Source organism: Flavobacterium zhairuonense (genome assembly GCF_004352915.1).
In the GTDB taxonomy this organism is placed as follows: Bacteria; Bacteroidota; Bacteroidia; order Flavobacteriales; family Flavobacteriaceae; genus Flavobacterium; species Flavobacterium zhairuonense.
In genome coordinates this window covers 145,219-159,170 of record NZ_SJSY01000064.1, presented here as the reverse complement: position 1 = coordinate 159,170, position 13,952 = coordinate 145,219, and the positions used below count along the sequence as shown (strand labels likewise).

Below are 13,952 nucleotides of genomic sequence, written 5' to 3'. Positions count from 1 at the left end.
TAATGAAACCCAAGTCGCATTATTGATTTGTTGGTTTACTGTAACGGTAGTTGTTCCGTTTTCATCAATAATATCGACAGGAACGTTTGTTGGACGATTTGTTCCTGCTGTGAAGTTGATGAATACTTCATATTTGCCTCTTTGTGCAATTGATGGAGTAAAAGTCGCCGATTTAGTTCCTTTTCCAGTATCGCCATCATGAATATAATCTGTCCCAATGTATCCTGCTGTTGCTGAAGTAGATGTCCAAGCTCCAACCAAAGTCGCAGCTAAATTATCAACCGTAATTGAGGTTGTTCCCGGCACAGTACAGCCAGCACTTTTTGGAGTAAAACTTACTGGAGAAGAATAATTTGAAGTTCCGGTTGCAGCACTGTAACTTCTAATAGTGTAATAGTAAACAGTTCCTCCTATTGGAGATTCTGAAACAGCTGTACTTGTAGCATTCCAAGAATATGTTTTTACCGTATTTACAACATCGTTTACAACTACAGTACTATTTGGCGTAGTTGCCGATGTAAATCCGTCTGTAGAATTCCATCCTGAACTCGATTTAGAAACCTGAATACGGTAATCTGCTCCTGAAACTGTAGAATCCCAAGTAAAGTTAACTGGTGTACTCACATAAATTTGGCCTGCTGTAGGCGCTGTAGGTACAGGAACATTCGTTGTACTTCCAGCAGCAATTTTAGCTAATAAAACATTCCAACGAGCCGTTGTAAGGTTAGGACAATCTGTTCCTGTATTTACGTCGTTATGACCGTAAATTCCACGATTTCCATTAGTTACTCGTCTTGTTTTTGGAACACCCGCTCTATCACAAACATCAATTGCAAGAGCGGCGGCGGCATTTAACATTGGCTGGCTGTCCCACATTGATAAGTTTGTTGCCAATACTTCATGTTCTGTACTAACTCCTGCTCCATTCCACTGTGGATATCCAGAAACTCCCTGAGAATAAGCACGGTCAGCCTCACGAACTACTTGCGAAATCTGACCATCGGAATTACGAATACAATAGTGTGCCGAAGTTGGCGTTGTTCTGCTGCAATCATTAAAATAAGAAATAGCACCTTCATAAGTACCTGTCGCCATATAGTGTACAAAATAGTAATCAATACCATATCCATTACGTCCTACACCATAATTACAAGCTGTAATTCTTGATAAAGCACCAGGGTAATCAACAGCCATAACTGCTTCAGTCGCACTTCCTTTAGCAGTAGAACCTTTTGAAGTTTTAGCCGTTGGAATCGTTACTACATTTCCTTTAATGTCAATGATTTCTTTCCAAAGTGTAACTGTTTTGGAGCCTTCTTTAATTACTTTAAAAAAACGTTCTGCCAATGAAGTTTTCATCGCTTCATCTTTCAAACCAGTTAATTCACGAGCTGCATCAAACCAATCTGCCAGTCCTTTTGGATTTGCATTCTTCTGATAACTTTTAAGCAAAGCTGCAGCTGCTCTAATATTCGTTTTTGCATCTGTTTTAATAGCCTCCGGAGTAGATTTGATTAATTTTGCGCCTTCAACAATTTGATTGTTATAGTCACTTTCAATCAATCCCATTACACCCCAAGATCCATAAAAAGAAGATGATACCTGTGCCCAGTTACTTTGAACTTGTCCAACAGCCATCAAAATTTCTACAGGAACACCAAACTCCTTGCTGGCATCAGCAAAATATTTAGTCATTGTTAGCACAGAAGGATGAGGTCTGTTTAGGTACTCTTTCAAAAGTTCTCCATTATGATCGCATTCTAACTCATCATGTTTTTCAGCTGAGCCTGGCTTACTAGTGACCGCATTTTTCTTATTTGTTAATGCTAGGTAATCATCCATATTTCTTTGCAGAAATACTTCACCATCAGGTTTAATTTCTTTTTTAATCGAAGATTTCAAATATTTATCAGCCAACGTGTACAGTTGCGCATCACTAGGCTTTTTAGAGTCTGGCGTAGTTTGCGCCGAACCAGTTGCAACACTAAACAAAACCATAATTGCAGCAACTTGGTTTCGAAGATTAATAGGTTTGTTTTTCTTCATACTTTTTGATTTAGTTAATAAATAGCTTACATTGGGGTTATTAATAGTACGAAATCACATAAAAATGTAATTTTTAAAACCTAAAAGAACCGCCAGAATGCCTAGCGGTCTTTTAGTCCAAAAACCAAACATTATTTATTTAAGATAATTTTCTTCGTAGTGATTTTTCCATCGGTTTCAACTTGAAGAAGGTAAATTCCTTTTCCTAGATTGTTCAGATCAAGTTGTTGTTCTGTTCCTTCAAAAATGGTATTCAGCATTTGCTGTCCTAGAACATTAAACAAGCGAACATCTGATTTTATATTGCTGTCTAATTTCAAATTCAAGATTCCGTTTGTTGGATTTGGATACACTATCAATTCATCTGAAACTTTAATATCTTCAGCATCTTCGAGCGCTGCAACATCTTCTTCTTTCGACATTTTTCTGGTTCCAGAACAAGCCGAAATATAATTGTGCTGAATATCATCAATCCAAACTGTCATTGAAGTTGCCGTATTATTTTGTTTGATTACGATGGCGTCTAAGGTTACAGAAGCACCGCCAACAATTCCGTTTCCTGTTGTGATAGTTGTTCCAACTGAAGTCGGTAAAAACCATTCGTAGTAATTCCAAGCTCCGTTGTTGATGATCGTTTGCGGGGGCAATTCTTCTAAACCATCGGTATCATCAATCCAAGCCGTTACGGTTGCTCCTGCATTTGCAGTACTTGTTTTCAGCCAAAATCCAAAAGATCCTTGGTTTCCAACAAAAGCCTGATTGTTTGCCGGAGTTCCTCCGCCAGAAAGCAAACGAACCAACCAGTTTGTAGTTACGGAAGTATTATCATTTAAAACAGCTTTTAGACTCGCTGTTCCGTTTTTGTAACTATCTGTAGCTCGTGCTAATGTTGATGTTGTCGCAATTCCTACCGTCGAACCAGATGCCGTTGGGACGCTAGTAAATCTTCCTGCAGAAGCTTCAAAAGTTTCCAGCGTAGTTTTGGTATTTGTGCCAACGCAAATCGTCATCGTGTATGTATTACTTCCGCAGGCATTTGAAGCTACCAAAGTAATAGTTTTAGTTCCTGTTGTTGTAAAATTCACTGTTGGGTTTGCGGCCGTACTTGTTGCCGGAGATCCATTAGGGAAAGTCCAAGCATAAGTTGTCGCACCTATAGAAGTATTGGTCAACGTCATATTTTCACCAGTCGCCACTTCTGTATAAGGAGCCGTAAATCCTGCTGTTATAGCCGTCGAAGGATTTACAGTAATTACATTCGTTAATGTTTTTGTATTTGAACCTGCACTATTCGTCGCCGTAAGAACAACATTAAATGTTCCAGCGGTATTATAAGTTACAACCGGACTTGCAGCAGTACTTGTACTCGGAGTTCCTCCTGGGAATGACCAGCTGTAAGAAGATGCATTTGTTGATGCATTTGTATAAGCAACTGTCTGTCCCGCACATACGGTTGCCGAAGCCGGTGTAAAATCAGCTACTGGCGGTGTAGCGTCAGGCAAACAATCTATGAAATAAAAACGAACAGCATCTGCAATAACAACGCCCGAAGTGCCCGTTGTACGTATAACCACTTTATTATTTGTCCCTGCACTGAAATTATAAGTTCCTAATGAAACCCAAGTTCCATTATTAATTTGCTGATTTACAGGGACAGTTGTAGTTCCACTTTCGTGAATAATATCCACAGGGACATTATTCGCGCGATTGGTTCCAGCAGTATGATTAATAAAAACTTCATATTTGCCTCGTTGTGTAATTGTTGGGGTGAAAGTTGCTGTTTTTGTACCTTTAGCAGTATCTCCATCATGAATATAATTTGACCCAACATAACCTGCTGTTGCCGATGTTGCTGTCCATGATCCTACAAGTGTGGCATCAACATTATCAATCGTAATAACAGTTGTTCCTGGTACTGTACAATTGGCACTTTTTGGAGTAAAACTCACAGGAGCAGAATATCTTGAAGTTCCCGTTGCCGCACTATAACTTCTTATGGTATAATAATATGTCGTTCCTCCTACTGGAGCTTCATAAACTACTGCATTGGCCTGATCCCAAACATAATTCATTGTTGTATTTACTGCAGCATTTACCACAACTGTTGCATTTGGCGTTGTTGAGCTTGTAAATCCGTTAGCTTCTGTCCAGCCTGAATTAGATTTAGAAACCTGAATACGGTAATCACCATTAGTAACAGTAGAATTCCATGAGAAATTTACCGGAGAACTTACATACAATTGTCCTTCTGTAGGGCTTATAGCTACTGGAGCATCTGGCAAACTACTATATGAAACACCTGTGATATTAGCACTTTCATTGTTGTTTTTATCCAAAGCCGTTACTAAGAAATAATTGTTTGGAGAAGCCAATTGAGTCGAATTCAGCGTAATTTGTGTAGCATTTATAATATCCAAAACTTTTGTGCCATCTTGTTTAAAATTTGGAATATCGGCCTGTGTGGCAAATGCATACACTACATATTTTATTGCTAAATCGCCATCCGTAGCGGCTACTGGAGCATCCCATTTCAGAACATTTCCTTCAAATCTAATGTTTGTTGGTTCCAATGGGCAAATATTGTCTTTCCATGGCATCGAAGGTGGAAAAGATTTATACTTGTATTGATTATTCTGCAAAGTTGTAGCAATTCCTTTTTCATTGCTCATTATATATTGAGTCGAATAAGAAGTCTGGCCGAAAGTATTTGTCATTCCCGGAATTCGATTTTGATCAATTTGATTTTGAATTTCCGAAGCAGGCCAATTTTGAGAAGAAGTACTCGGTAAACGATCATAACCTTGGCTCACATATAAATGTCTGCCATAAGTTGCTACTTGATCATTCCACCATTGCGAAAGTTTAATATAATCTTGAGAACCGCCAATTTTCCAATATAATTGAGGTGAAATAAAATCTACTTTACCATTTTGCAACCAATTTATTGGGTCACAATATAATGCACTATAAGAAGGATTTCCAACAATTCCAGGCGGAACTCCGCTTTTCCAAATTCCGAACGGAGCAACTCCAAAAACGATATTTTTATTATTGTTGGTATTGATAACCTGTAAAGCGTCATAAACCCCCGCAATCATTTTATTCACATTATCACGACGCCAATCATCAATATTGCTTATTCCTGTCGGATTATTATTGGCGTAAGTCGCTGCGTCCTGATTATTTGCCATTCCCTGATCCGGATAAAAATAATCGTCAAAAACAATTCCGTCAATATCGTATCGCGACGCAATATCCTGCACAATGCTAATAATATAGTTTCGTACTGCTGGCAAGCCCGGATTCAAAATTTTAAGATTAACATTATTTGAAGCTGTAAAAACCCAAGAAGGATTCAGTTTAGAAACGTGATTATTTGCCAGTGTATAACCACCGACACTTGCACGATATGGATTTAACCATGCGTGTAAATCCAATCCACGTTTTCTACATTCTGTAATTGCAAAACTCAAAGGATCCCATAAAGGATTCGGCGGAACGCCCTGAGTACCTGTTAACCAATAAGACCAAGGCTCTATAGATGAATTATAAAGAGCGTCGCATTCTGGTCGAACCTGAAAATAAACTGTATTGATTCCTGTAAGAACCAATTTGTCTAAAATGGTAATCAACTCGGCTTGTTGAACTGCAGGAGTTGCAGTTCTGTTACTAGGCCAATCCAGATTATAAACAGATGTCAAATAGGTGCCTCTTAAATCGGCTTTAGGACTAGGGCTTATTTCGGCGCCACTATTAGAACATCCCAGTGGAATATTGGTTCCTTGGCCTAACACTAAGCTATTGACAATTATCAAAAAGAATAGATTAAGTAGTTTTTGCTTCATAAATTTGGTTGTTTTTAGTTAAAATATTAGTAAATATATTATAAAAAACATGCAAAAACACTTATTCAATAATAGTATTTCAATCTAAAACATGCAAAAAAACGCAAACACATGTTCCAATAATGCATAAAACCTTATAAACACAAGAAAATTTTTAGTAGGAAATAATTAACAATTGTTAATAAAATATTTTAAAAATTTTAGAGTTATTTGTGTTTTAAAGAAAAATACTACGTTTCAATACTTCTTTATGAAGAAAGTGCGTAAACCTAAAACACTAATAACCCGTTAATTAAAAATCGAATCTTAAAAATTGATGGATTACGCAAAATTAAATTAACAAAAGAAGAAAGAAATTTTTGTCGAGCGCTTGCTCAGCGCATAATTAATAAGTATACAACTTTAAAATTTGCATCTTATTTATGAAAAAGGGAAAGGGATAAATCCATAAACAATTGTTTATAATTATTCTAAAATTATGCTTAAGATAAAAATACCGTATTTATACTTATCGGCATAATCAAAAATTTAAATAATTTAACTAACTGAAAAGCAAGACATTTTTAAACCATTATTTTTTTTTTCAAAAATCGTAATATATAATATGATAGTTGACAAAATACCTTATCTGGATTAACACCCCGCTTGTTTTATTTCCAGTTTCTATTTATTCATCTATCTCTAAAAAAATATTTCAAAAAGAAGAAAAAAGCGGTTAAATTTTTCTTATTTTTATTTAACAAACGTTCAAGTTGTTAAATAAAAAGGAAAATATATATTTTTTGTTTTTTTAGCTCTAAAAAACGAGACAATAGCCATTAAAACACTCATTTTTAAGACATAAGCAAAACATTAAATTTATTTCAAAAAAACGATGGAAAAAAAACAGCTGAAAACGGATTGAAATTTAACTAAAAAAGTTAAACAACTTTAAGAATATATATTTAATATTGTGCAAAGGAAAAGCTTAAAGGATGTTGAGAATATTTCTTTAATCTTAGTTTGCTTTTACCAAACTTTAACAAATTTGATATGCCTATGATATAAACTTAACGTACTAAAGTTAGTTCAATTGCTCAATTCTGCCAGATAATGGGCTTATCCATTTTAATAGTTTTTCCATATCTGTCAGTCCCATAATCAACCATACAACCAACTTAACACTAACCTATGGCAAAAAGACTACCCAAACTACCTCCTTTGCTGCAAAGCAAAATTTACAAGACCGGACAAACCAGAAGTGCTAATGATGATGTAATCTATCAAAACAGAGCTAATAGAAATGGTACCGTTTTGATTCCATTTGAATCAATCCCTTTATTTGACATTTCCGACTTCACTTCCAACAGATTTGAAAGTGGATTTATCGTTGTAATTAGTCCTGAAGAATATTACACAAATCCCGACACGCAAGATTTAATGAAGGCTCGCAAATTAAAACTTGGTGTCAATGCGATCTTGCTTTATGAGACGAGAGCGCAGTGGAATGAATTTAATCCTTATAAAAACAAGCTTAGTGTAGCTGAAAAAAGAACCTCTCCTATTGAGGGACACTTTGTTGCTCGAATACCATCTTCCTCTTCAAAAGAAGAAAAAATTATTCTTGGCTTTAATACCAGTAGTTGTAAAGGCGCTGGAATTAGAGTTGCAGAATATGCTTCTCTCTTAACGATAAAATCCTCTCATTTACAATTAGAATATTTATTCTGGCTTTGCTATAATTCTAAAGAAATAGCACTTGGAGCCGGAATGACAGAGAGCGAGATCGAAAATCGAATAGCAGCTATAACTACGGCTTGTAACAATCAAAAATTATCAAATACTGACCGACTTTATAAAACTCGGATTATTGATAATGCCAAAAATACGATCTGTCCGCTTTGTTTAAAAAAATTAAGTGCCGACGCCTTCCTGCTGAACTTCTTTGAATCGGCAGAGAAATTAGATCTCAGTAAGGAAATTAGTCCTATTAACCTTTTTTATATTAATCAACTGAAAACTGGTGAATTCAATCACGCCCCCTATAATTTAGCTTGGGGACACCAAAATTGCAATATGATTTGTAAAGAAACAGGTGTAATTGAAACTATTAAATGGATGAAAGAGGTTGTGGTAAATACTATTATTTTCAACAAAGACTCATCCTCTTAAAAGTAAAAAGAGTAAATCAAATTATTTTTTAAAAATTATTCATAGTAAAAATGACTTTTGCCCATTGGCAGAAATTATTACTATAGTGCTACTTCATATTTAAATTAAAACGAGAATAATATAAATCGTTTTTGATTTATTAAAGTTAGATTAAAAAGAAAAAACTTCACCCCCAAAAAAAAAAGAAAATGATAAACGACTTAAGAAAAAAATACATCGAAAATTATAGTGGTTTTCCAAAAGAAATTTGGATTTTGACATTAATAACTTTTATAAACAGAACAGGAACCATGGTAATTCCTTTTCTGTCAAAATATATGAAAGAGAACCTGCATTTTGAATACAATCAGATTGGCTGGGTTATGGTTTGCTTTGGAGTTGGTTCTTTTATAGGCACCTGGTTAAGCGGTGTTTTATCTGACAGAATTGGATTTTATAAAGTAATGATTGGCAGTCTATTTGGCAGTGGATTAATCTTCTTTATGCTTCAGTTTATCACATCCTTTGAAGGATTTTGTTTGTCGATTCTGCTTTTGACAACCATTGCAGATATGTTCAGACCAGCCATGTTGGTATCTTTAAACACATATACAAGAAAAGAAAATAAAACCAGAGCTTTGTCTTTGGTAAGATCAGCAACAAGCCTTGGTTTTCTATTTGGACCTCCTTTGGGCGGGCTTATAATCATATTAGTTGGCTACAAATATCTTTTTTATGTAGATTCTGCTACCTGTATTTTAGCAGTTTTAGTTTTTGTCTTATTAGTAAAAGAACGAAAATTACCTTTCAAACTAAAATCACATAATTATGGAGTAGATAAATATGCCATATTAAAAGATCGAACTTTTTTAACTCATATGTTCATTTCGCTTATTACAGGAATTATGTATTTCCAAGTATTCACGACTTTGACGCTTTATCACAAGGAGCAATTTAATCTATCAGAAGTAAACAGCGGCTTGCTTTTAAGTTTTAGTGGGATATTGACTTTGCTGTTCGAATTACCGATTGTTAATTATGTTGAAAAAAACAGAATGAACAAGCTGAATGTCATAATGGTCGGACTATCATTTATGGTGCTTAGTTATATTCTTCTGCTATTAAATGACAAATGGTATGGAATATTGTATGTAATGATGTTTTTTATGACACTAGGCGTAATGTTGACTTTCCCTTTTTCGAACTCATTTGCCATGACCAGATCCCATAATAATCAGGAAGGAAGATACATGTCTGTATTTACTATGAGTTTTAGTCTTGCGCATATATTAAGTGCCAAAACAGGAATGGAAATCGTTGCCTATGCAAGCTACAGAGCCGATTTTATATTTATGAGCTTAATAGGCATACTTGCTATTACGCTATGTTACTTTTTGGTGAAAATGGTTGAAAAAGAAACAATTGAAACTAAAATAAAAATAGTGCAATCAATTTTTATAGACAAGAAAAAGAGATCTTAGCTTGCTTTAATATGAAAATGAAATATTAATTCCTTTTCAGTATTTAAATAAAAAGGGAGCTCCTTCTTTCTAGTATTTAAAAAAAACATTCAATATGAAAAAATACATTGCACTAAAGGTCATAATTGTTTTTATTTTTTTTATCCCTTCACGCATAATTTCACAAGAACTTTATGGCGGAATTGAAATAGGAAGCAAGGGAGTAAAAATGTCGATAATCAATGTTCAAAACATAAAAAAAGGGAAATATGATGTAGTTGATTTTTGGACAGAAAATGTAGGTATTGCAAAAGGAATATCTAAAGATGGAAATTTAGCCGAAAACGATATTGAAACTGCTTTTAATGTGGTTGTAAAAAATTACACCAAATTAATTAAGGAGGACAAAATTAAAGAACAAAATATCTTTATAGTAGTGTCATCAGGAGTTGCAATGGCCAAAAATATAGATGTTTTACGGCAAAGACTGCATGTGTTTACAAACATTGATGTAGCAATAATTACTTCTGAAACAGAAGCAAAGTTATTGTTAAAAGGATGCATTCCGCCAAAAGAGTATTCAGATTCTTTAATTCTTGATATTGGTGGCGGAAATACAAAAGGCGGCTATGTTGAAGAATTCAATGAAGAAGATATTTTGGTATTTTATCCTGTAACATTAGATTTAGGAACTGTAACTTTTACAGAAAAAATAAGCAAAAACGCAAAAACCAATTCCATCGAAGAATTTAATGAGCTATTGTCTTCTGCATTACCTGAATTAAACGATCAGACTAATAGTTTGTATCAGCAAAATGCAAAAATTTTCAAAAAGGATAACATATACATGTCAGGTGGCGCAGTATGGGCATTTTACACCTTGTACAAAGGAAATGGTGCAACAGAAAATTTTAATCCGTTTGAAGTCAAAGATGTTGTAGCCTACAACAAAATGATAAAAACTGATTATGCAAAATTTGAAGCGTTGGCGTCTCAAAACAAGGATATTGAGAAAGTACTAAAAACCTATTCTCAAAAATACTTGATTGCTGCAAATTCATTATTACTGACTTTGTTAGAAAAAATGCCTGATATCAAATCTAAAAACATCTATTTTACAAAACAAGGACAAATGGCCTGGCTCCTTTCCTATATTGCAGATTCTGCGAAGAGAGCAAAAAATATCCGTTAAAAATTAACTCTTTCCAAGCTGCATCTTTGCGAAAATTCCATTTAAAATAAAGTTGTACTTCTATATTTAGACAACGATTACGAAGATCAAGATACACTTAAAAATATTGAATCAATAAAAAAACCAGTAACCGAATCGATTACTGGTTTTTTGTTGATTTTTTTGGTAGGTAGATAAGTTATAAAAAACGCTTTATTTTTTAAAATCAAGTATATTTTCGCAAATCCTACTATAAGGATAACTTAGTTTTTAATTCTAAAATCAGGTTTTTTCTTCATGGATGCACTTGCAAACAACTCACTGTTTTTAAGTTTTATAAACTCAATTCCGTATTGTTTGTCCTGATACCAATTGTTGATAAGGAAATTGTAGTCTTTATTTTGAGTTATTCCAAGAGTCTTGGTATCATTTACAAGCAAATCTTTTAAGATTATTTTGTCCAAATATTCATTTGTAATCGGAATTGTGTCTGCAAATACGATGAGTTGGCTAAATCCAGATATCACCGAATTCGTTAAGGTCAAAAAGGTATTTTCTCGAATTAGAATTGCTTCATATTTAAGACCTTGGATTTCAGGCCCAATATCTTCCGTATGCATCATTGTAAAATTTGAAGCATTAACTCTTGTCATTTCTTTTCTACTGTCTAAAGCCTCTCCTTTTCTGGTATCAACAGTTTCCATTTCAAAACAACGAGATCCGTATTTATCAGATAAAAACGGACTTCTAATTGCAATACTATTAGAGATATTGCATTGCACACCTTGAGTAAAATCAAAATCATCATCAGCCGAACGCAAAGATATTAAATGATTAGTATCTATATATCCTCCGTAAAACTGAAAAGAATCGTCATCACAAAAGGTGACTTGTATGTATTCTAATTTTGTTTTTTTGCCAACTCCAGCCAATGATAATCCGTTCAAAGGCTTATTCGTCGTTGTTTTTTTTCCTGAAAATTCAATTCGGACATATTTTAAAATACCGGAATCACTGTCTTTATTATCTCCGCCATACATTGCTTTTTGCGGATCAAGATCGAATTCTAAAATACCAATTCCTCCAGTTTTATTAATTGGGGCATCTCCTAAAAGAATAATACCTCCCCAATCACCCGGATTTCTGTCTCCTGAGTTCTTGTCGGAAGTAAACACAATTGGGTCTGTTTCAGTGCCTTCGGCAATAATTTTGGCGCCTTTGGTGACGATTAATATGCTCAACGTTTTCGTATCACATCTTATCAACGTGCCGGGTTCAATAGTCAAAGTAACATTTGGGGCAACATAAACCGCCCCTACCAAAACATAGACATTTTCTTTTTTTAATGTCATGTTTGAAGTAATTACACCAGTTATAATTTGAGAAGCCTCATTATAACTGGTGGTTTTGGGGTTGAAGTTTGTCCACATATTTAACCAATTCGTATCGCCGCTGATACCTTTGATGTTTTGGGCGTTACCCAATAATGTGAAAGTAAAAAATACAAGTAGGGATATTTTCTTTTTCATAACTTCTTCTTTTTAAATTATTTTAAAAAAAAGGCTAACCATATAAAGTCAGCCTTCCCACAATTTCAAAATCCATTATAATTTGGAAGCAATCTCTTTTTTATACTTATTAAGAATTGCTTTTGTCATTCCCATATTAGCTTTAGTTGAGTCAACTGCAAGATAAATCATGTACAAATTATTATCAGAAATGTCAATAATATGAATTTGAGATGATAAGGTAATCATGATATCTGAAACAATTTGATTTTTTAGTCCTAAGGCGCTGATTGCATTAAGTTTCGCTTTAACAACTTCAAGGTTGAAAGCAGAAGCTAATTCAGGATCAAAATCTTTTACTGCTGAAAGTGAGAAGTACGACATACCACTTTGAATTTCTGCAATTGATACTGCAATAAAACCTGGGCAATTTTTTTCTAGATCCTCTCCGAATTGATTTAAAAAGTCTGACATAATTTTAGTTTTTAGTTTTTTATATTTTTTCATCTTTCTTTGTCTTCAACTGCAGTTTGACATTACAAATATATTTTTCAAAACGATTGATATTATTTTCTCTTTATGATAATTTCTTACTTTTTTTTCTTTTTTTTCAGAAATGAATCCTTTTTCTGAATCAAAAAGAGCAAATCCACTGAAAATCAATTGTTTACATTTTATTTTTTCATAACCATTACGTGGTTATTTTCGTAAATATTCAAATTTCTCTCATTTTATAGCTAATCAATTAATAATCAACCGATTAATGTTTATTTTTTTTACCATCTAATGGTGTTATTATTTATTTTTTTCACTATCTTTTTCCTACATAAAACATTAATAAATAAACAATTACCACTTAAACACATTTATATTCACCCCCGTAATGGTTTAAAAAATAACCCGAAAAATCACTTTTAAAAGACATTTACCTATACTTTAAGAAATTTAATCCTCAAATGTTTAGCTAACATTGGTTTCAAATGTTAATAATATGTTTTGTTTTAAGGTGATTTTATTAATGTAAACGTAACCTTTCACACCTACCCTCATCTTTACTTTTGAAGACATATAAAAAGAACCCAAAACTTTATATATGTCATTTTTAAAAGCGCATGATCATTATTCAAACGAAATCAGAAAGAGTGATCCATCTTGCACGATTCATTTGATTATCCACACCAAAATAATGTCTCATGTATAAGAAGTTTACAGACGAAGAACTTGTCGAATTATTAAAATCGGGCAAGGATAAAGCTTTTGACGAACTTTATTTTAGATACCGCGATATCCTTGTGCGATTTGTTTACCTCAGAATGAAATCGGTCGCAATCTCTGAAGAAATCGTTCAGGAAGTTTTCACCAGTATTTGGGAACGTCGAAAGACTATCGTAATTCAAAAAAGTTTTGCTGCATACATTTATACCTCTGTCCGCTATATGACTTTAGATTACTTTAAATCACACAGTGTTACTGATCAATACATACAAGAAGTTTTAGATAAAAACACGGTTTCGTTTTCCAGTCATAACGCAACCGAAGATTTTATTTATTATGAAGAATTACAAAAAGCAGTTGATAAAGCGACTATGCTTCTTCCTAAAAAATCAAAAGAAGTTTTTATCCTAAGCCGCATAAAACATTATTCCAACAAAGAAATAGCGGACGAACTCAATGTTTCAATTGAAACTGTAAAATATCACATTACATATTCGCTGAAATTCATGCGTACTTATTTAGGTGAGTTTAATTAAAAAGTAAAATTCAGATTAAGTAACCAGCTTTTTTCTTAACA

General features: G+C 33.7%; 8 protein-coding genes. 4 read left to right on the top strand and 4 right to left on the bottom strand.

Annotated elements, in window-relative coordinates; translation table 11 throughout:
- Together EYY60_RS03525 and EYY60_RS03520 are read right to left on the bottom strand one after the other, a co-directional pair.
- The coding region (locus EYY60_RS03525; RefSeq protein ID WP_132988020.1) for a golvesin C-terminal-like domain-containing protein at window positions 1-2,046 on the bottom strand (2,046 nt) is incomplete at its 3' end.
- Window positions 2,047-2,177: 131 nt separating this feature from the next.
- Entirely contained in the window at window positions 2,178-5,891 is a 3,714-nt protein-coding gene (locus EYY60_RS03520) for a family 10 glycosylhydrolase (protein WP_132988019.1), read from the bottom strand.
- A 1,170-nt stretch (window positions 5,892-7,061) separates the two neighbouring features.
- On the opposite strand from EYY60_RS03520, the gene EYY60_RS03515 reads away from it, so the two are divergent.
- The 3 genes from EYY60_RS03515 to EYY60_RS03505 all read left to right on the top strand — a co-directional run bounded on the left by EYY60_RS03515 (window position 7,062) and on the right by EYY60_RS03505 (window position 10,673).
- Entirely contained in the window at window positions 7,062-8,042 is a 981-nt protein-coding gene (locus tag EYY60_RS03515; protein WP_132988018.1) for a BstXI family restriction endonuclease, read from the top strand.
- Window positions 8,043-8,230: 188 nt separating this feature from the next.
- On the top strand, window positions 8,231-9,502 hold the full coding sequence (locus EYY60_RS03510; protein WP_132988017.1) for an MFS transporter: 1,272 nt from the start codon (window positions 8,231-8,233) through the stop codon (window positions 9,500-9,502).
- Between the two features lie 94 nt (window positions 9,503-9,596).
- Window positions 9,597-10,673 (top strand): Ppx/GppA phosphatase family protein, encoded by a 1,077-nt coding sequence (locus EYY60_RS03505; RefSeq protein WP_132988016.1) that lies wholly within the window; start codon window positions 9,597-9,599, stop codon window positions 10,671-10,673.
- Between the two features lie 242 nt (window positions 10,674-10,915).
- On the opposite strand, the gene EYY60_RS03500 is transcribed toward EYY60_RS03505, so the two are convergent.
- Both EYY60_RS03500 and EYY60_RS03495 read right to left on the bottom strand, forming a co-directional pair.
- Window positions 10,916-12,181, bottom strand: a complete 1,266-nt coding sequence (locus EYY60_RS03500) for a hypothetical protein (RefSeq protein WP_132988015.1) — start codon at window positions 12,179-12,181, stop codon at window positions 10,916-10,918.
- A gap of 75 nt (window positions 12,182-12,256) precedes the next feature.
- Window positions 12,257-12,634 carry a hypothetical protein gene (locus EYY60_RS03495; protein ID WP_132988014.1) on the bottom strand — a complete coding sequence of 126 codons (378 nt, stop codon included), beginning with the start codon at window positions 12,632-12,634 and terminating at the stop codon, window positions 12,257-12,259.
- 719 nt (window positions 12,635-13,353) lie between these two features.
- Here EYY60_RS03495 and EYY60_RS03490 point away from each other — a divergent pair.
- Entirely contained in the window at window positions 13,354-13,911 is a 558-nt protein-coding gene (locus tag EYY60_RS03490) for an RNA polymerase sigma-70 factor (protein ID WP_132988013.1), read from the top strand.
- Window positions 13,912-13,952: the final 41 nt, after the last annotated feature.

Bases quoted from the DNA above. Each gene is read 5' to 3' on its own strand.
- EYY60_RS03510 (WP_132988017.1), top strand. From the start codon at position 8,231: ATGATAAACGACTTAAGAAAAAAATACATCGAAAATTATAGTGGTTTT.
- EYY60_RS03520 (WP_132988019.1), bottom strand. From the start codon at position 5,891: ATGAAGCAAAAACTACTTAATCTATTCTTTTTGATAATTGTCAATAGC.
- EYY60_RS03490 (WP_132988013.1), top strand. From the start codon at position 13,354: ATGTATAAGAAGTTTACAGACGAAGAACTTGTCGAATTATTAAAATCG.
- EYY60_RS03495 (WP_132988014.1), bottom strand. From the start codon at position 12,634: ATGTCAGACTTTTTAAATCAATTCGGAGAGGATCTAGAAAAAAATTGC.
- EYY60_RS03505 (WP_132988016.1), top strand. From the start codon at position 9,597: ATGAAAAAATACATTGCACTAAAGGTCATAATTGTTTTTATTTTTTTT.
- EYY60_RS03500 (WP_132988015.1), bottom strand. From the start codon at position 12,181: ATGAAAAAGAAAATATCCCTACTTGTATTTTTTACTTTCACATTATTG.
- EYY60_RS03515 (WP_132988018.1), top strand. From the start codon at position 7,062: ATGGCAAAAAGACTACCCAAACTACCTCCTTTGCTGCAAAGCAAAATT.